The sequence below is a fragment of the Buttiauxella brennerae ATCC 51605 genome (genome assembly GCF_001654925.1).
Classification (GTDB): Bacteria; Pseudomonadota; Gammaproteobacteria; order Enterobacterales; family Enterobacteriaceae; genus Buttiauxella; species Buttiauxella brennerae.
In genome coordinates, this window is sequence record NZ_LXER01000035.1 from 24,388 (window position 1) to 41,892 (window position 17,505).

The window sequence follows — 17,505 nt, forward strand, 5'->3', positions numbered from 1 at the left end:
CCCTCGGTTAACGGCGAGCCATCATTTCGTCGACGATTTCGCCCAGGCGCTGCAATTTCGGTACTGAAATATCACGCAGCATCATTTCGGTATCCGGTAAACCTACAACCGAAGACCAGACGGCGCGACCAGCCAAAAACCCTGATGCGCCAGCAGTCATGGCAACACTCACTGCTCGTGGGAAAAGCTTTTCATCGATGCCTGAAGAAAGGATCACCCACGGCATGTTGATTTGTTCATTGAGGAGTTGAGAAGCTTTGAGGAGTTCAGGGCGTGAGCCTTTTCCTGCAAGCGGCATTTCCACTTTGTAGAGGTCGGAACCGCTATCACCCAGCTCTTTGGCGGCGTCGATAATCGCTTGTTCGCGGTCGAACTTATCGCCACGGCGCGGCGGGCGAACTACCGGTTCGATAATGCTCAGCAGGCCGTTGGCATGGCAAAGCTGGTTAAACTCTTTCACCATTTCCAGGCGTTGCTGCGCATCTTCATCGCTGCGCCACAACACCAGCAGCTTTAAGGCTTTGCCGCCGTTACGTTTCACCGCTTGCGGATCAACTTTTTTATCAATCACCACGCTATCCACGGGAATGCCGTTGCCGGGGATAAACTCATCGGCTGCAACAATCATCGCGCAGCTTTTTGCCAGCGCGTTTTGCTCAACCACCTGGTGGTAACAAAACTGCTGATCAACCAGAATGGCTGATGCGTATGGCGATAAAATCCTGGCGGCGTTAACTTTGAAATCCGTCAAAACCTGGTCGGCAACCGGCGCTTTGCTGCCTGCGGCGGCAAACATCAGGCGCATCGCTTCGCGTTGATCCACCGCCAACATGGCGAAACCGCCGCTTGGCCGGGTAATGTCTTTAAGTGTGTAGTGATTCATTTTCTATCCTTATGAAATAACTAATTTTTGTGATTAATCCCGGCACTGTTACGTACCTGCTCTAAAATTGCGCTCCAGTCCTGGCGTCCACGTCCGGCGGCGCGGGCCTGGTTGTAAACTTCGCGGGAGGCCGCGCCCAACGGCATCGGCACATGCAGCTGGTTGGCGACATCTAGCGCGATACCCAAATCTTTATGGGCGAGGTCAATCATGAAGGCGGGAGTGAGGTCGCCTTTCAGCACTTTGTTCGGCCAGGAAGTGGTGAAATGGCCTTTGCCCGCAGGTGTTCCGCTCATGACTTGCATCGCCACTTCGAAGGAAAGACCGAGGGCCTCGCAAAGCACGGCGGCTTCGGCGGAAAGCGCATTCAGTGCGATGCTCATGTAGTTGTTGATGAGCTTCACGCGGATACCCATACCTGGCCCGCCAGCTTCGATAAGCTCGGATCCCATCGCCATCAGTAGCGGTCTGGCGCGTTCGACTTGTTGTGGTGTGCCGCCAGCCAGTAGCAAAAGCGTTCCGGCGATGGCGTGATCGGAAGTGCGCCCAACAGGCACGTCCATCATGCTGAAACCACCGCTGGCTAAATCGCTAATCAGGAGGTCAGTTTGCAGCGGGTGAATGGTCGACATATCAATGATTAGCGCGGATTTACTCAGCGTCTGGCACACACCGTTTTCGCCTAATAACGTTTCCCGAACCAGATCGCCGTTTGGCAGCATGGTTATTACGAATTCGGCATCTTGCGCGGCCTCGGCGGCGTTTTTACTGGCGCTGGCACCAAGCTGAACCAGTGCGTTTACGGCCTCAGCGTTCAAATCGAACACCGCTAACCGATGCCCTTGTTTGAGCAAATTGCGCGCCATTGGCGCACCCATTTGCCCTAAACCGATAAAAGCGACACTGCTCATGTATCCTCCTGGGTGAATGTCATTTTCTGTTAGGTGTTGTCATTATTGTTGTCTGTTTTTGATCGTATTTGTAATTTATGGTTAAAAAATTGACAGCCGTCACTCTTTTAACAATTGATGGAATTACAATAAGCCCCATGTGATCGGCGGTTGATTTATGCGCTGTCGAAGTCAAAAACAGCGAAAGGAAAGTGATGTGATTCGAATAGCGTGCGTGGGAATTGCGGTACAAGACCGACTCTATTACCTGAACCGATTACCTGAATGCGGTGGGAAATATGTGGCGCAGCATTATCGTGAAGTGGGCGGTGGTCCAGCAGCAACAGCTGCAGTGGCTGCGGCAAGGCTCGGGGCGTATGTCGATTTCATCGGGCGCGTGGGCGATGACGCAACGGGGAAAGTTCTGTTAGATGAACTGGAGAATTGGGGGGTTAACACGGCATTTTCGCGGCGTTGTAAAAATGCCAACTCATCGCAATCAGCGATTCTGGTAGATGAACAAGGCGAGCGGATTATCGTGAATTACCCAAGCCCTGAACTGTCGGAAGACGCAAGCTGGCTGCATGAGATTGATTTCACGGCTTATGACGTGGTGTTAGCAGATGTGCGTTGGCATCAGGGAGCGAAAACAGCATTCACTTTGGCGCGGTCTGTGGGAGTCACAACGGTTCTGGATGCTGATATAACCCCGCAAGATATCTCTGAGCTGGTGGCGTTGGCGGATCACGCGGCATTTTCTGCGCCGGGCCTGCAGCGCCTGAGTGGTGAAGGTGACCTACTATTAGCACTAAAACGAGCACAAGCGATCACAAATGGACATGTTTATGTCACTCAAGGGAAATCTGGCTGTTATTGGTTAGAAAATAATGAGTTGCGCCATCATGCTGGGTTTCGGGTTGAAGTGGTGGATACCACCGGAGCCGGAGACGTTTTCCACGGGGCATTAGCCGTAAAATTAGCGAAAGATATTGAGATATATGAAGCTGTACGCTTTGCCAACGCGGTTGCGGCTTTGAAATGCACTCGTCCGGGTGGGCGTGCGGGAATACCTGACTGTGATCAAACTGACTCTTTCATGTCCCTTTTTGTATAAAATACACCTCGAGGCGGTCATTTTAGGAGAATGTGCATGAGCATCACTGAGTTAACCGGCAACCCGCGCCATGACCTGTTATTACAGCTGATTGCCGAGCGTGGCTACATGAATATCGACGAGCTAGCGCAACTGCTGGACGTTTCGACCCAAACGGTACGCCGGGATATTCGTAAGTTGAGCGATCAAGGACTGATTACCCGCCATCACGGTGGCGCGGGGCGTGCATCGAGTGTGGTAAACGTGGCATTCGAACAACGAGAAGTGTCGTTGACGAGCGAGAAAATGGCCATCGCTGAAGCGATTGCGGACTTCATTCCCGATGGTTCGACGGTTTTCATCACCATTGGCACCACAGTTGAGCATATTGCGCGTGCGTTGATGAACCATGACCGGTTGCGCATTATTACCAACAGCCTGCGCGTGGCGCATATCCTGTATAAGAACCCGCGTTTTGAAGTGATGGTGCCGGGCGGCACATTGCGCCCGCATAATGGCGGCATAGTCGGGCCAGCGGCGACCAGTTTTGTGGAAGGTTTCCGCGCGGATTACCTGATAACCAGCGTGGGTGCCATTGAACCCGATGGCGCGTTGCTGGATTTTGACGTGAACGAAGTCAGCGTGGTGAAAGCGATGATGAAGCATTCACGACATGTTTTGGTGGCGGCAGACTCGACTAAATTCCATGCGTCAGCTGCGGTAGAAATTGGCAATGTGAAACAAGCCACTGCGTTATTTACCGACCAAATCCCAACGGCTTCATTTAAAACATTGCTGGAAAATGAGCATGTTGAGTTGGTGGTTTCTGAGTTGGGGGTGCAGGAATAGCCCGACTAACCGACGCGAAGGTTAAACCCTGGCGACGTAACCGCAAAATATCAGGTACTGGCTTTATAGAGGGGGTATCTTGCGGTCACGTTTCACTGATTAACGATCTGGCTCGCATTCGTTGAGCTGTTGTTGTAACACGCACTATCCACCTTCTTCTATTACCGCTACAGTTATTTCTCCATACGCAAAGGAGAGGCTTATGTTGTATATCTTTGATTTAGGCAACGTCATTGTTGATATCGACTTCAACCGCGTGATGGGGGTATGGAGTGATTACAGCCGCGTGCCGCTGGCGAATTTGCAAAAAAGCTTTGTGATGGGCGAGGCTTTCCAGCGCCATGAACGTGGGCAAATTAGCGACGAAGAATTTGCTGCTGCGGTATGCGAAGAAATGGGCATGGCGTTGAGCTTTGATCAGTTTTCTGCAGGCTGGCAGGCTATTTTTGTTGGCTTACGTCCGGACGTTATCGCTGTCATGAACAAGCTTCGTGAACAGGGGCATCGTGTCGTGGTGCTCTCTAACACCAACCGTTTACACACTTATTTCTGGCCCGGTGAATATCCGCAAATCGCCGAGGCGGCAGATAAAATCTATCTGTCTCAGGAAATGGGAATGCGTAAACCCGATGCAGAGATCTACCAAAAACTCCTCGAAACAGAAGGTTTTTCTGCAAGTGAAGCGGTCTTTTTTGACGACAACGCCGATAATATAAAGGGAGCTCAACAGTTGGGTATCACCAGTATTTTGGTGACCGGAAAAGAGACGGTGCCCGGTTATTTCGCAAAAAATCTATGATAAAAGATATTCATCGCAAAACGAGTAACCACCTCAGGCCCTGTATAGCCTGGGGGAAGTTGCTCTGGCATCGCATCGACCAGGACAATATGACTACGCTTGCAGGTAACCTGGCATACGTGTCATTACTCTCGCTGGTGCCTTTGGTTGCGGTTGTGTTTGCGTTGTTTGCAGCGTTCCCGATGTTTGCCGACGTCAGTGTCCAACTCCGGCATTTTGTGTTCTCAAATTTTCTGCCCGCGACGGGCGATATCATCCAGCGTTATATCGAACAGTTTGTTGCTAACTCCAACAAGATGACTGCAGTGGGTGCCTGCGGGCTTATCGTCACCGCATTGCTGCTGATGTATGCCGTGGACAGTGCGCTCAATACCATCTGGCGCAGCACCCGCACAAGGCCAAAAATCTATTCGTTTGCCGTCTACTGGATGATTTTAACCCTCGGGCCATTACTGGCGGGTGCGAGTCTGGCGATTAGTTCGTATCTGCTTTCGCTGCGCTGGGTGACGGGCTTTAACAGCACGATTGATATTGTGTTGCGTATCTTTCCGTTACTGCTCTCCTGGCTGTCATTCTGGATGCTATATAGCATTGTTCCAACCACTCGCGTCCCGGTGCGAGATGCACTGGTTGGTTCGCTGGTGGCCGCTCTTTTATTTGAGCTTGGGAAGAAAGGTTTTGCCCTCTACATCACCATGTTCCCTTCTTATCAATTGATTTACGGCGTGTTAGCCGTGATCCCCATTTTATTTGTCTGGGTCTATTGGACCTGGTGTATCGTGTTGCTCGGAGCCGAAATTACTGTCACTCTCGGCGATTACCGAAGACTTCGCATCGAAGCACAGCAGGAAGAATTGGAAGAACCATGATTGCATTAATTCAGCGTGTCACCCACGCTCGCGTCACTGTGGACGGTGAAGTGACGGGTGAAATTGGCCCGGGACTTTTGGTGTTATTGGGTGTCGAAAAAGAAGATAACGAACAGAAAGCCAATCGCCTTTGTGAACGGGTTCTGGGTTATCGTATTTTTGGCGATGAAAGCGACAAGATGAATCTGAACGTTCAGCAAGCCGGTGGCAGTGTGCTGGTGGTATCGCAGTTTACCCTTGCCGCTGATACCGAACGCGGTATGCGCCCGAGTTTCTCTGGTGGCGCGGCGCCACAGCTTGCTGAAGAGTTATATGACTACTTTGTTCAACGCTGCCGGCAGCAGGGCATTGTTGCCGAGACAGGGCGCTTCGCCGCCGACATGCAAGTCAGTCTGACCAATGATGGCCCGGTGACGTTTTGGTTACAGGTCTGAATTCGCAGCAATTACGGTCCCGCGTAACAAGAGAGAGTACATGTATGTATCACCTTCGCGTACCGCAAACCGAAGAAGAGCTTGAGCTCTATTACCAGTTTCGCTGGGAGATGTTGCGCAAGCCGCTGCATCAACCCAAAGGCTCAGAACGTGACGCCTGGGATGCCTTAGCTCACCACCAGATGGTGGTGGACGAAGAGGGCAATCCTGTGGCTATTGGCCGCCTGTACATCAATGCTGATAACGAAGCAGCGATCCGTTTTATGGCGGTTCACCCCTCGGTGCAAGACAAAGGTCTGGGTACGCTGGTGGCAATGACGCTGGAAACTGTCGCGCGCCAGGAAGGGGTTAAACGTGTGGTATGTAGCGCACGTGAAGACGCCGTAGAGTTTTTTGCTAAGCTCGGTTTTGAGAACCAGGGTGAAATCACCACGCCTTCCACCACTCCCATTCGCCACTTTTTAATGATTAAACCGGTCGCCTCGCTCGATGATATTCTCCATCGCGCAGACTGGTGCGGGCAGTTACAGCAGGCCTGGTACGAACATATTCCGCTGAGCGAGAAGATGGGCGTGCGTATCTTGCAATACACCGGGCAGAAATTCATCACGACGATGCCCGAAGCGGGAAATCAAAATCCTCACCAGACCTTATTCGCGGGCAGTCTTTTCTCGCTTGCGACGCTGACCGGCTGGGGGCTGATTTGGCTGATGCTGCGTGAACGCCACCTCGGCGGGACGATTATTCTGGCTGATGCGCATATCCGATATAGCAGCCCGATCACCGGAAGGCCGGGTGCGATTGCAGATTTAGGTTCGTTAAGCGGCGATTTGGACAGACTTGCCCGCGGCCGCAAAGCTCGCGTTGCATTGCAAGTTGAGCTTTTTGGCGATGACACGCAAGGTGCGGTATTTGAAGGCGTGTATTTAGTTTTACCCGCCAGGCCGTTTGGCCCGCTAGAGGAAGGCGGGAACGAAGAAGAATAATCACCCGGCACTCAAGTGCCGGGGATTTCCCCATTCTGCATGGTCTGCTGCACTTGTTTTCCATCGCTGCTGGTGGCCTGCAATGTTCCGCTTACCGTCGGTTTCAGCGGTGTTTGAGCCGCAAGGCTGCCGGTTACAGAAAGCTGTAAATTGCCGTTGCCTTGCAGCGGCAAAGCTGGCCATCCCCATTGCTGCAACAAGTTTACTGGCACCGCACGCCCGCGCAGATTAATTGCTGCATTACGTTGCTGTGCCTGTGAAATAGCACCCGTTGCTTCCAGCATCCCTTCACCTGAGAAAGCACTCAACTCAGTAATCGAAATCTGGTTATCCGTGGCATTCAATGAAATAGACGGGCGGCGAACATCAACGCGATTAAACGTGGCTGCTGATGCGTTCAGGGTGGCGTCACCACTCCAGATCCCCCACTGACTATTGCGCACCAGTTCCAGATTGTTCGCTGTGCCATCTAATGCGGTGAGCTGGAACGGGAAGGTTGGGTCAATATCAATAATCAGATTACGGTTTGCCGACAGCTTTTTAATCGTCACCGTGTTCAACCACGCTGGCAAAGGCTCCAGCCAAAGCGTTTTCCAGTCGGCAGGCAACGTATATTCAAGCCCGGCAAAAACCAGCTCATCCAGCGCCAGTTTTTTCTCGTTGCGTTGCCATTGGCCTGAGGCGCGCACCATGCCTCTTTCCCAGCGTGAAGTGAACTGGCGTAGCACTGCGGTTTGCGGGTCAAAATCGATATTCACGATCGGGTCATTTAGCTGCAACGCGCCAATAATGAAATCACTGGCATTCATCGACAGTCGCCCGTCATCACTTTGCCACCCGCCGTTTGCCAGCGTCAGGTTGCGCAAACTCAGGTCTAAATCAGTAACAGCCCAATTTTTACCTTCCAGCCGCGCATCGGTGACTTCGAGGTTATCAATTTTAACAGAAGGAACCGTGGCAAGCGGCGCCAGGAAATCGGTAATGGATTTGTCTGTTTGCAGACGGATATCGTTCAAACGCAGACTGCCGATTTGCCACGATCCATCGGCCAGGCGGTTTGCGTTGCCGGTGAGCGAGCCACGCGCCATATCAGCGCCGATGGTGGCGAGCGTCACTTGCTCGTTGTTGATCGCACCTTGCAGCAGCACATTGGTGGCAGGAACACCGTTCAGCGTCATGGAACCGGCGCTAAATTGGATATCGGCGGTACTCCCCAGCACTTTCCCTTGCTTTGGTTGCCATGGCATTACGCCGCCGTTGACGCGTTGAGCATGCAATTCCCACCCGGTATTTGGGCTGTTTATTGCCATATCACTCAATTGCAGCATGTCGGCCTGGAAAGGTAATGGTGCAGCATCAGGGCTGATATTTAGCGTTCCGTCTTGCAGTAGAATTTTATCGACATGCATCGGTTGCGAAAATTGGCGCGAGCTGAGCCCAATATCAATATTTTTCGCCACAAGCGTTGCTGGCTGGCCTTTACGCCCAAATGTGACATTCGTCAGCGTGAGGTGAGTTGGTGATGCCCAGCGGTGATCCATCTCTTCAAAAGAGAAAGAATAATCACTTTTTTCGTTAACCCAACTGCTTATCTGGGCTGCTCCCCAGCGAGTTTGCAGCAAAAAATAGGCGGCTATCAGCACAACAAGTATGACAACCAATAACGCAATGATGAGCTTTCCGAGAAATTTCATTGTCTTCCATCCCATGAAGTTTCGGTAAGGGTGTTATGCCCCATTTACCGTTATAGCTCAAGGATGGGATTGTCAGGAGGGGTAACACGCGCTGATGAGAACAAATAACCAGCGCGTGAGATAAATCAATTTTTTTCAGGCGGGAAAATCAGGTTCAAAACGATAGCGGTGATACCACCAGCTGCAATGCCAGATGAGAGCAAGGTTTTCAACCAGTCAGGCGCAAACTGCAAAATCAGCGGTTGCTGAGACACACCCATACCGACAGCCAGGGACAGCGCGATAATCATGATCGCCCGGCGATTCAGTGGCTCACGGGAGACAATGCGCACACCGGATGCGGCGATGGTACCGAACATCACGATAGTTGCGCCGCCCAAAACGGGCTCAGGAATGTGTTGCACAAACCCGCTTACCGCCGGGAACAGGCCAAGCACAATCAGCATCAGGGCTACCACAAAACCGACATAGCGGCTGGCAACGCCGGTGAGCTGAATAACGCCGTTGTTCTGGCCGAAGCAGGAGTTAGGGAAGGTATTGAATACCGCAGAAACGCAGGAGTTCAGCCCATTGGCCAGCACGCCGCCTTTCAGTCGCTTCATATAGAGTGGGCCAGATACCGGCTGTTCGGAAACGTCAGATGTTGCCGTAATATCGCCAATGGTTTCCAGTGAGGTCACCATAAAGACCAGCATCAGAGGGACAAGCAGATTCCAGTCAATGCCCAAACCGTAGTAAAGCGGTGTTGGAACCATAATCAGGTCAGTATTGGTTGATGGCGCGACATTTGGCAGCATGTCCATTGCCCAGGCCAGCGCATAACCTACTGCCATCGCGATAACCAGAGAAGCCACGCGTAAATAAGCATTACGCTGACGGTTAAGCAAAATGATGACCAGCAGCACGGCTCCCGCCAGCAGCAAGTTTTTCGGTGCGCCAAAGGTATGGTCGCTCATGGCAGAGTAACCACCGCCGATAGACGTCAGGCCAACCTGAATCAACGAAAGACCTATAATCATGACAACCACACCAGAAACCAGCGGTGTGATAATTCGCCGAGCCAGATGCAGGAAACGAGATAACAGCATTTCTGTGCAACTTGCCAGCATCAGCGTGCCGAATAGTGCCGCCATCATGGTTGGGACATCGGCCCCGCCATTTTTCAATGCCATACCACCCATGATCAGCGGTGCGACAAAGTTAAAACTGGTGCCCTGAATGGACAGAAGCCCAGAACCAACCGGGCCCCAGGCTTTAATCTGGATAATCGATGCCACGCCTGATGCGAACAACGACATACTGATAATGTGTTGGGTATCTTCAGCAGGGAGCCCCAGTGCCTGGCAAATCAACATTGCAGGTGTGATAACCGCGACAAACATGGCTAACAGATGTTGGCCAGCAGCAAAAAGTGTTTGTGGGAGAGGAGGTCTATCCTCGAGGCGGTAAATCAACTCACTGGAACGAGCCTGAGCAATCGGTTGCGCATCTTCAGACTCAACAACATTAACAGACATTAGAAATTATCCCCGGGTGAAAAGACGGTGATTTTAGCGGACTGAATGGTAAAAGCAAACGTTTGCTTACCATATTTCCTAAGATAAAAAGTGTATATAACGAGCTTTTTATATAACTTTCAGCTGTTTTTTGGTTAAAATCCAGCTGCTGACTTTTCTAAACCCTGAAATTCCAGTGAAGGATAATTAAAAGCGTCTGTGAGAAATATGCGCAAACAGGAGCACTTCTATGTTTTATCTCGACACCCTTTCTACGCTTGTTGCCGCAACTCTCGTGTTGTTACTGGGCCGCAAAATGGTCCACACCATACCGCTGTTAAAAAAATACACTATCCCTGAACCGGTAGCGGGTGGACTCTTAATCGCTCTGGCCTTATTGGTGCTCAAGAAGAGCATTGGCTGGGAATTTGAATTTGATATGAGCCTCAAAGATCCTTTGATGCTCGCCTTCTTTGCCACAATCGGTCTGAACGCCAACCTGTCCAGCTTGCGAGCGGGTGGCAAAGTTGTCGGTATTTTCCTGGTTGTTGTGGTGGGTTTGCTGGTGATGCAAAACGCCATCGGTATTGGTATGGCGAGTCTGTTGGGCCTTGACCCGTTAATGGGTTTACTGGCGGGTTCAATTACGTTATCGGGCGGGCATGGCACAGGTGCAGCCTGGAGTAAGCTGTTCACCGAACGTTATGGTTTCCAGAATGCCACCGAAGTTGCTATGGCATGCGCAACCTTTGGTCTGGTGCTGGGCGGTTTGATTGGCGGGCCAGTGGCACGATATCTTGTCAAACACTCATCTACACCTGATGGCACACCTGAAGACAGCATTGACCCAACCGCTTTTGAGAAACCAGCAGTCGGGCGCATGATCACCTCTATGGTGTTGATTGAAACCATCGCGATGATTGCTATTTGCCTTACGGTGGGTAAGTTTGTCGGCCATCTCATTCAAGGCACCAGCTTTGAATTGCCGACATTCGTTTGCGTGTTATTTGTTGGGGTTATCCTCAGCAACACCATGTCACTGCTCGGCTTCTATCGGGTATTTGAACGTGCGGTTTCCGTGTTAGGGAACGTCTGTTTATCGCTGTTCCTCGCCATGGCGCTGATGAGCCTCAAGCTGTGGGAACTGGCTTCGCTGGCATTGCCGATGCTGGCAATTTTGACCGTGCAAACCATCTTTATGGCGTTGTATGCGATTTTCGTAACTTACCGCTTAATGGGTAAAAACTACGATGCGGCGGTACTCGCTGCGGGGCATTGTGGTTTTGGCCTGGGGGCAACACCAACGGCGATCGCCAATATGCAGGCGATTACCGAGCGTTTTGGCCCGTCGCACATGGCATTCCTGGTGGTGCCGATGGTCGGCGCGTTCTTTATTGATATCGTCAACGCGCTGGTCATCAAAATGTATCTGATGCTGCCAATCTTTGGCTAAGCTATCAGGCGTTTGAATAGCGTTCTGTTTCAGGCATCCAGCGTTCAATGAGCGCGGTTGCCTGTCCCGGATAGCGTTCATGGATATGGCGCGCAAGGCGCTGTACTTCCGGGATCATCGCCTGATCGCGCAGCAAATCAGCCACTTTAAACTCCGCATTGCCCGTCTGGCGCGTGCCGAGTAATTCCCCCGGCCCACGAATTTCCAAATCTTTTTGCGCAATCACAAAGCCATCGTTGCTGTCGCGTAACACTTGTAATCGTAGCTGCGCGGTTTTTGAGAGCGGCGACTTATAAAGCAACACGCAGTGAGAGGCGACCGCACCACGGCCCACACGGCCACGGAGCTGGTGGAGTTGCGCAAGACCAAGACGCTCAGGGTTTTCGATAATCATCAGACTGGCATTTGGCACATCCACGCCGACTTCAATGACGGTGGTCGCAACCAGCAGGTGAATTGAACCCTCTTTGAACGCCTGCATCACCGCCTGCTTCTCTTGCGGCTTCATACGGCCGTGAACCAGGCCGACATTCAGGTTCGGCAAGGCGACTTTCAGCTCATCCCATGTGACTTCTGCTGCCTGTGCTTCAAGCAACTCAGACTCTTCAATCAGCGTACAAACCCAGTATGCCTGGCGGCCTTCGTCGCTACAGGCACCCCGTACCCGCTCGATAATATCGCTGCGGCGCGAGTCCTGAATGGCGACGGTGGTAACCGGTGTACGGCCTGGCGGGAGTTCGTCGATTGTGGAGGTATCCAGATCGGCATAAGCCGTCATGGCCAGCGTGCGCGGAATTGGCGTCGCAGTCATGATTAACTGATGCGGGTGGAACCCTTGAATTTGGCCTTTTTCCCACAGTGCCAGCCGCTGGTGGACGCCAAAACGATGTTGTTCATCAATGATGACCAGCGCTAATTGCGAGAACTGCACCTGTTCCTGGAAGATCGCGTGCGTTCCCACCACCATCGACACCTGGCCGCTGGCGATGGCGTCTTGTTGAGCGATACGCGCTTTGCCTTTCTGCTTTCCTGCAAGCCAGCCCACTTCAATTCCGAGCGGCGCAAACCACTGGCGGAAGTTATTAGCATGCTGCTCGGCGAGCAATTCCGTTGGTGCCATCAACCCCACTTGTTTGCCATGGGCAATCGCACGGAGGGCGGCGAGGGCGGCAACCAGCGTTTTTCCTGAGCCAACGTCACCCTGCACCAGGCGCATCATCGGCACATCCAGTGCTAAATCATGTTCGATTTCAGCCACAACCCGCTCTTGCGCATTCGTTGGTTTAAACGGCAATGCTGCCAACAGGCGGTTTTTTAGCTCATCGTGGTTATGCAGAGGTAATGCGTGATAGCGCTGCGCACCAGCACGCAGCGCGAGCATGCTCAGGTTATGCGCCAGTAATTCTTCAAGGATTAAGCGCTGCTGAGCCGGGTGCTTTCCTGTTTCCAGATCGGCTAACTGCAAGCTTGGCGGTGGACGATGCAAAGTACGCAATGCTTCCGGCAGGCTCATCATTCCCTTGCTCAAATCAGCCGGGAGCAATTCAGCAATAGCGCAGGTATCCAGCAACTCAAGCGCCTGGTCGGTCAGTTTGCGCAATGTTGCCTGGCGGATACCTTCTGTTGTGGGGTAAACCGGTGTCAGCGTTTCTTGTAGTTCAGGAGTGCTGAGATCGCCCTGAATACGGTATTCCGGGTGAATCATTTCCGCGCCGTGCGTCCCGCGTTTTGCTTCGCCATAGGCAAGCACGCGTTTACCGGTCGCGAGGCTGTTTTTCATTGCAGCGTTGAAGTTGAAAAACCGCATCGTCAGGATGCCGGTGCCGTCCGAAATCTGGCAGGTCATCATACGGCGGCGGCCAAAACTGATATTGCAGTTCAGCACTTCACCTTCCACCGTGGCGTAAACGCCTGGCAGCAGGTCATTGATAGGGTAGAGATGGGTGCGGTCTTCGTAGCGAAGAGGCAGATGGAGAAGAAGATCCTGAATGGTGTACAGGCCAATTTTGGCCAGTTTGCCGCTCTGGCTGGCACCGACTCCGGCAAGCGTGCTTAACGGTATGGCATCCAGCAAACGACCTTTCATCCAGCTACTCCGCAGATTGCATTGTGGCCCACCATGCGGCATCAGCTTCTATCTCACCTTGCTGATTCACATGCGGGTAGGGCAAACCTTTACGGCGGGAAACGCGCGCCAGTACAGGGTAGCCGCCTTCAAACAGCAGGCGCTGTTGTTCTGACTCTGGCAGAGTGCTGTTTTCGCGCTGATACATCCCGGCATTCTGACGCTGTCGCTGCGCTTCATAAAGAATCAGTGCGGATGCGACAGAAACATTGAGCGATTGCACCATCCCGATCATCGGAATAATGATGTCCTGGTCTGCCAGCGCTAAAGCTTCTTGAGTGATACCGGTTTTTTCCTGACCCATCAAAATGCAGGTCGGGCGGGTGTAATCAATTTCGCGGAAATCGACGGCTTTATCAGAAAGGTTGGTGGCGAGGATTTGCATCCCGCTGTTTTTCAGATGACCAACCGCATCGCCTATATTGCGATGCGTTTTGACTTCAACCCAGGAGTTACTTCCCGCAGCAGCAGAAGCCATAGTGCGCATTCTGTTACCCGGCCAGACTGCGTGGACTTCATGTACGCCAACCGCATCAGCGGTGCGAATAATCGCCGAGACGTTATGAGGTTTATGGACTTGCTCCATGCAGACGGTCAAGTCAGGCTGACGCCTGGCAAGCATCTCGCAAATACGCGCATAACGTTGAGGATTCATAACACTAGTTTCTGTTGCGGGTAACTTTAATGACATCCGGCATTACGCGAATTTTGCGCATAATGTTGGCCAGATGCACACGATCGCGGGCAGACATGCGGATAAACGCGCTATAGACGCGGCCATCTTTTTCTTCGGTATTGAGACTGTGAATATTCGAGCCTGCGGTGTTGATAGCCGCTGTCAGGTTCGCCAGGGCGCCCTGATGGTTGAACATATCTACTTTGATTTCAGTGATAAATTCCTGCTCAGTCTCTTTATCCCATTCCACCGCCATAAACTTCTCGGCTTCTTTCTGGTAGCCACGAATGTTACGGCAAGACTCATGGTGGATAACCAGCCCTTTGCCAGGACTGACGTGAGCGACAATCGGGTCGCCAGGAATAGGGCGGCAACACTTAGCAAACGTAATCAGCACGCCATCAGCGCCTTTGATAGGCAAGTGGCTGTGTGCAGGCGTGTTGCCCTGCGCAATCACGGATGATTCACCTTGCAGGTTCTTGGCCACAACAACGCTCATGGCGTTACCGAGGCCTATTTCAGCCAGTAAATCATCAAGTGTGGCGAGCTTCATGCGCTCAAGCTCACGTTGAATGCTTTCTGGTGGAACCTCGGCGAGTTTACGACTGCCACCCAAAGCATGGTTAAGTAGACGACGGCCAAGGCTGACCGAGTCATCACGCTTCAGGTTTTTCAGCATCTGGCGGATTTTGGCGCGAGCTTTTGAGCTCACCACAAAGTTCAGCCAGGCAGCATTCGGGCGAGCGCCCGGTGCGGTAATAATTTCGATTGTCTGGCCGCTACTGAGCGACTGAGACAGCGGATAGGGTTGCCTGTCGACACGTGCGCCAACACAGGCGTGGCCGATGTCGGTATGCACGGCATAGGCGAAATCGACAGGTGTCGCACCTGCAGGTAATTCGACAATGCGCCCTTCAGGCGTGAAAACATAAATCTCATCCGGGAACAGATCGGATTTTACGCTCTCGATAAATTCAAATGAGCTACCGGCGCTTTGCTGCAATTCCAGAAGGCTTTGCATCCAACGCTGGGCGCGGATTTGCGCGGTAGTGCCACTTTCACCTTGCTCTTTATAAGCCCAGTGAGCGGCAACACCCATTTCTGCCATCTGGTCCATATCTTCGGTACGGATTTGCACTTCAACCGGCACGCCGTGTGGGCCAATCATTGAAGTATGCAGGGACTGATATCCGTTCGCTTTTGGAATGGCGATATAGTCTTTAACCCGCCCCGGACGTGGCTTGTAGAGGCTATGCATCTGCCCAAGAACGCGGTAACAGGTATCCATGTCGTGAACAATTACGCGGAAAGCGTAGATATCCATAATCGAGTGGAAACGCTGTTCTTTGAGCGTCATTTTGCAGTAGATGGAATAAAGGTGTTTTTCGCGACCACTGACGCGGCAAGGAATGCCCGCTTCTTGTAAACGCCCGTCGATTTCAGAGAGAATTTTTTGAATCATCTCTTTACGGTTACCACGCGCCGCTTTAACCACTTCTTTAATAACGCGGTAACGGTTCGGGTAAAGCGCTTCAAAGCCCAGCTCTTCCAGTTCGGTTTTCAGGTGGTGAATACCGAGACGGTGCGCCAGAGGGCTATAAATTTCGAGGGTTTCGCGAGCAATGCGGCGACGTTTATCAGGGCGCAACGCCCCGAGAGTGCGCATGTTATGCGTGCGGTCGGCGAGTTTGATCAGAATGACGCGGATGTCTTGCACCATCGCCATGATCATTTTGCGGAAGTTTTCAGCCTGAGCTTCTTTCTTATCGCGGAATTTCAGCTTGTCGAGCTTAGATACCCCTTCCACCAGTTCGGCAACGCTTTTGCCAAACAGTTGTTCCATATCCTGGTAGGTGGCAGGGGTGTCTTCAATCACATCATGCAGTAGCGCCGCCATAAGCGTTTCATAGTCGAGTTTCATCTCGGCCAGAATGCAGGCAACCGCTACGGGATGGGTGATATAGGGTTCACCACTTGAACGTGCTTGCCCCTCGTGAGCATCACGCGCAACAAGGTATGCTTGCCGAAGTCGCTTTATCTGCTCCTCGGGCAAGTATTGTTGAATCAGTTGATTCAGACTTTCAAACAGATACAAGGGCTACCCGCAGGCTAATTAACGACGACCTTCAGCAATAGCGGTAACAGCCTGCAGTTCTGCGGCTTCCTGCTCTTGCTGTTCCTGGCGATCACGAACATCGAGAATTTGGTTGGTAATCAACCCTTCTTCGATTTCGCGCAGTGCGATTACAGTCGTTTTATCGTTTTCTTCAGCGACCAGTGGATCTTTACCACCAGTTTGCATCTGACGAGCGCGACGTGCGGCGACCAGAACCAGGTCAAAACGGTTACCAATTTTCTCAACAGCGTCCTGAACAGTTACGCGTGCCATAATTAAAATGCTCCACAGATGAAGAAATGACTGGGCATGATACTGAAACTGGGCTCAGTCTGCCAATAGTTTGCTGATTAAAGCGTCATGTCGCGCTTTTTGGCGACCCATTCGTAGACGCTCGGCACGAATGATAATTTTTAAATCTGACAGTGCGGTGTCAAAATCGTCGTTGACGATTAAATAGTCATATTCCGCGTAATGGCTCATTTCTGCAACAGCTTGCTCCATTCGCTTAGTGATAACTTCTTCACTGTCTTGCCCACGGCCACGAAGGCGACGATCAAGCTCGTCTTTTGACGGCGGCAGGATAAAAATACTGCGGGCGTGCGGCATTTTCTGACGAATCTGCTTCGCACCTTGCCAGTCAATATCCAAAAACACATCCACACCTGTAGCCAGAACTTGTTCAATGGCATGGCGTGAAGTGCCATAGTAATTGCCAAACACTTCAGCGTGTTCCAGGAATGCGTCTTCAGCAATCATCTGCCTGAACTCTTCCTTTTCTACAAAGAAATAGTGTTCACCATGTTTCTCTCCCGGGCGAATACCACGAGTGGTATGGGAGATAGAAACCTGCGTGTCGTACAGCGGTTGTGTTTTTAACAAAGCCTGGATGAGGCTGGATTTCCCCGCGCCACTTGGAGCGGAAACGATATAAAGCGTGCCTTGAGCCATGAGTTCTAACTTATTCGGTAAGCATAAAAAGAAGAGCGTATGCGAGCCTATTATACACGTCGTCTGCGACTCACGGAGAATTTGTCGCACTCCCCAGCAATATTTCTGCCATTTTGCGCAATGCTTTCCAAAGAATGCGCCCAGTTTCTGCAACAAAGTAAAAGTCTCTGAAGGTGTCCCGCACGCGCTTT

The 17,505-nt window shown here is 51.9% G+C and carries 16 protein-coding genes; 7 read left to right on the plus strand and 9 right to left on the minus strand.

What is annotated here, in order from left to right; all coding sequences use genetic code 11:
• Window positions 1-7: 7 nt before the first annotated feature.
• Both yihT and yihU read right to left on the minus strand, forming a co-directional pair.
• Window positions 8-883, minus strand: a complete 876-nt coding sequence (yihT, locus tag M975_RS19200; RefSeq protein WP_064561477.1) for a sulfofructosephosphate aldolase — start codon at window positions 881-883, stop codon at window positions 8-10.
• A 20-nt stretch (window positions 884-903) separates the two neighbouring features.
• Window positions 904-1,794: a sulfolactaldehyde 3-reductase gene (gene yihU / locus M975_RS19205; RefSeq protein WP_064561478.1), complete on the minus strand. Its 891-nt coding sequence runs from the start codon at window positions 1,792-1,794 to the stop codon at window positions 904-906.
• A gap of 196 nt (window positions 1,795-1,990) precedes the next feature.
• Between yihU and M975_RS19210 the strand changes: the two genes are divergently transcribed.
• The 6 genes from M975_RS19210 (at window position 1,991) to fabY (ending at window position 6,803) form a co-directional block, all read left to right on the plus strand.
• Entirely contained in the window at window positions 1,991-2,887 is an 897-nt protein-coding gene (locus M975_RS19210) for a sugar kinase (protein WP_064561479.1), read from the plus strand.
• Window positions 2,888-2,923: 36 nt separating this feature from the next.
• On the plus strand, window positions 2,924-3,715 hold the full coding sequence (locus M975_RS19215) for a DeoR/GlpR family DNA-binding transcription regulator (protein ID WP_064561480.1): 792 nt from the start codon (window positions 2,924-2,926) through the stop codon (window positions 3,713-3,715).
• A gap of 202 nt (window positions 3,716-3,917) precedes the next feature.
• Window positions 3,918-4,514 carry a glucose-1-phosphatase gene (gene yihX, locus M975_RS19220; RefSeq protein ID WP_064561481.1) on the plus strand — a complete coding sequence of 199 codons (597 nt, stop codon included), beginning with the start codon at window positions 3,918-3,920 and terminating at the stop codon, window positions 4,512-4,514.
• A complete protein-coding gene (locus M975_RS19225) occupies window positions 4,511-5,383 on the plus strand; it encodes a virulence factor BrkB family protein (RefSeq protein WP_064561482.1) in 873 nt (290 codons plus the stop codon). Before yihX ends, M975_RS19225 begins: the two co-directional genes overlap by 4 nt.
• The gene (gene dtd, locus M975_RS19230) at window positions 5,380-5,817 is read left to right on the plus strand and encodes a D-aminoacyl-tRNA deacylase (RefSeq protein ID WP_064561483.1); all 438 of its coding nucleotides are present in this window, start codon (window positions 5,380-5,382) and stop codon (window positions 5,815-5,817) included. The genes M975_RS19225 and dtd overlap by 4 nt, the downstream gene beginning before the upstream one ends.
• Before the next feature lie 44 nt (window positions 5,818-5,861).
• Window positions 5,862-6,803 carry a fatty acid biosynthesis protein FabY gene (gene fabY / locus M975_RS19235; protein ID WP_064561484.1) on the plus strand — a complete coding sequence of 314 codons (942 nt, stop codon included), beginning with the start codon at window positions 5,862-5,864 and terminating at the stop codon, window positions 6,801-6,803.
• 11 nt (window positions 6,804-6,814) lie between these two features.
• Here the strand turns inward: fabY and M975_RS19240 are convergent, their stop codons facing one another.
• Together M975_RS19240 and M975_RS19245 are read right to left on the minus strand one after the other, a co-directional pair.
• Window positions 6,815-8,497 carry an AsmA family protein gene (locus M975_RS19240; protein ID WP_064561485.1) on the minus strand — a complete coding sequence of 561 codons (1,683 nt, stop codon included), beginning with the start codon at window positions 8,495-8,497 and terminating at the stop codon, window positions 6,815-6,817.
• A gap of 125 nt (window positions 8,498-8,622) precedes the next feature.
• A complete protein-coding gene (locus tag M975_RS19245; RefSeq protein WP_064561486.1) occupies window positions 8,623-10,014 on the minus strand; it encodes a nucleobase:cation symporter-2 family protein in 1,392 nt (463 codons plus the stop codon).
• Window positions 10,015-10,243: 229 nt separating this feature from the next.
• On the opposite strand from M975_RS19245, the gene gltS reads away from it, so the two are divergent.
• A complete protein-coding gene (gltS, locus tag M975_RS19250) occupies window positions 10,244-11,446 on the plus strand; it encodes a sodium/glutamate symporter (RefSeq protein ID WP_064561487.1) in 1,203 nt (400 codons plus the stop codon).
• A gap of 4 nt (window positions 11,447-11,450) precedes the next feature.
• Here gltS and recG read toward each other — a convergent pair whose 3' ends face one another.
• Genes recG through gmk form a run of 5 tightly spaced genes read right to left on the minus strand, consistent with a single transcriptional unit; the run spans window position 11,451 to window position 17,314 of the window.
• Window positions 11,451-13,532: an ATP-dependent DNA helicase RecG gene (recG, locus tag M975_RS19255; protein WP_064561488.1), complete on the minus strand. Its 2,082-nt coding sequence runs from the start codon at window positions 13,530-13,532 to the stop codon at window positions 11,451-11,453.
• Window positions 13,533-13,536: 4 nt separating this feature from the next.
• Window positions 13,537-14,226 (minus strand): tRNA (guanosine(18)-2'-O)-methyltransferase TrmH, encoded by a 690-nt coding sequence (trmH, locus tag M975_RS19260; RefSeq protein ID WP_064561489.1) that lies wholly within the window; start codon window positions 14,224-14,226, stop codon window positions 13,537-13,539.
• A 4-nt stretch (window positions 14,227-14,230) separates the two neighbouring features.
• Window positions 14,231-16,342, minus strand: a complete 2,112-nt coding sequence (spoT, locus tag M975_RS19265; protein WP_064561490.1) for a bifunctional GTP diphosphokinase/guanosine-3',5'-bis pyrophosphate 3'-pyrophosphohydrolase — start codon at window positions 16,340-16,342, stop codon at window positions 14,231-14,233.
• 18 nt (window positions 16,343-16,360) lie between these two features.
• Complete coding sequence (gene rpoZ, locus M975_RS19270; protein ID WP_034499980.1) at window positions 16,361-16,636, minus strand: DNA-directed RNA polymerase subunit omega; 276 nt, start codon at window positions 16,634-16,636, stop codon at window positions 16,361-16,363.
• Window positions 16,637-16,690: 54 nt separating this feature from the next.
• A complete protein-coding gene (gmk, locus tag M975_RS19275) occupies window positions 16,691-17,314 on the minus strand; it encodes a guanylate kinase (RefSeq protein ID WP_064561491.1) in 624 nt (207 codons plus the stop codon).
• Between the last annotated feature and the right edge of the window lie 191 nt (window positions 17,315-17,505).

Excerpts from the sequence above, each read along its gene's own strand:
- rpoZ (WP_034499980.1), bottom strand. The coding sequence starts at position 16,636 with ATGGCACGCGTAACTGTTCAGGACGCTGTTGAGAAAATTGGTAACCGT.
- recG (WP_064561488.1), bottom strand. The coding sequence starts at position 13,532 with ATGAAAGGTCGTTTGCTGGATGCCATACCGTTAAGCACGCTTGCCGGA.
- M975_RS19225 (WP_064561482.1), top strand. The coding sequence starts at position 4,511 with ATGATAAAAGATATTCATCGCAAAACGAGTAACCACCTCAGGCCCTGT.
- M975_RS19245 (WP_064561486.1), bottom strand. The coding sequence starts at position 10,014 with ATGTCTGTTAATGTTGTTGAGTCTGAAGATGCGCAACCGATTGCTCAG.
- yihU (WP_064561478.1), bottom strand. The coding sequence starts at position 1,794 with ATGAGCAGTGTCGCTTTTATCGGTTTAGGGCAAATGGGTGCGCCAATG.
- yihT (WP_064561477.1), bottom strand. The coding sequence starts at position 883 with ATGAATCACTACACACTTAAAGACATTACCCGGCCAAGCGGCGGTTTC.
- fabY (WP_064561484.1), top strand. The coding sequence starts at position 5,862 with ATGTATCACCTTCGCGTACCGCAAACCGAAGAAGAGCTTGAGCTCTAT.
- M975_RS19215 (WP_064561480.1), top strand. The coding sequence starts at position 2,924 with ATGAGCATCACTGAGTTAACCGGCAACCCGCGCCATGACCTGTTATTA.
- trmH (WP_064561489.1), bottom strand. The coding sequence starts at position 14,226 with ATGAATCCTCAACGTTATGCGCGTATTTGCGAGATGCTTGCCAGGCGT.
- yihX (WP_064561481.1), top strand. The coding sequence starts at position 3,918 with ATGTTGTATATCTTTGATTTAGGCAACGTCATTGTTGATATCGACTTC.
- gltS (WP_064561487.1), top strand. The coding sequence starts at position 10,244 with ATGTTTTATCTCGACACCCTTTCTACGCTTGTTGCCGCAACTCTCGTG.
- dtd (WP_064561483.1), top strand. The coding sequence starts at position 5,380 with ATGATTGCATTAATTCAGCGTGTCACCCACGCTCGCGTCACTGTGGAC.
- M975_RS19240 (WP_064561485.1), bottom strand. The coding sequence starts at position 8,497 with ATGAAATTTCTCGGAAAGCTCATCATTGCGTTATTGGTTGTCATACTT.
- gmk (WP_064561491.1), bottom strand. The coding sequence starts at position 17,314 with ATGGCTCAAGGCACGCTTTATATCGTTTCCGCTCCAAGTGGCGCGGGG.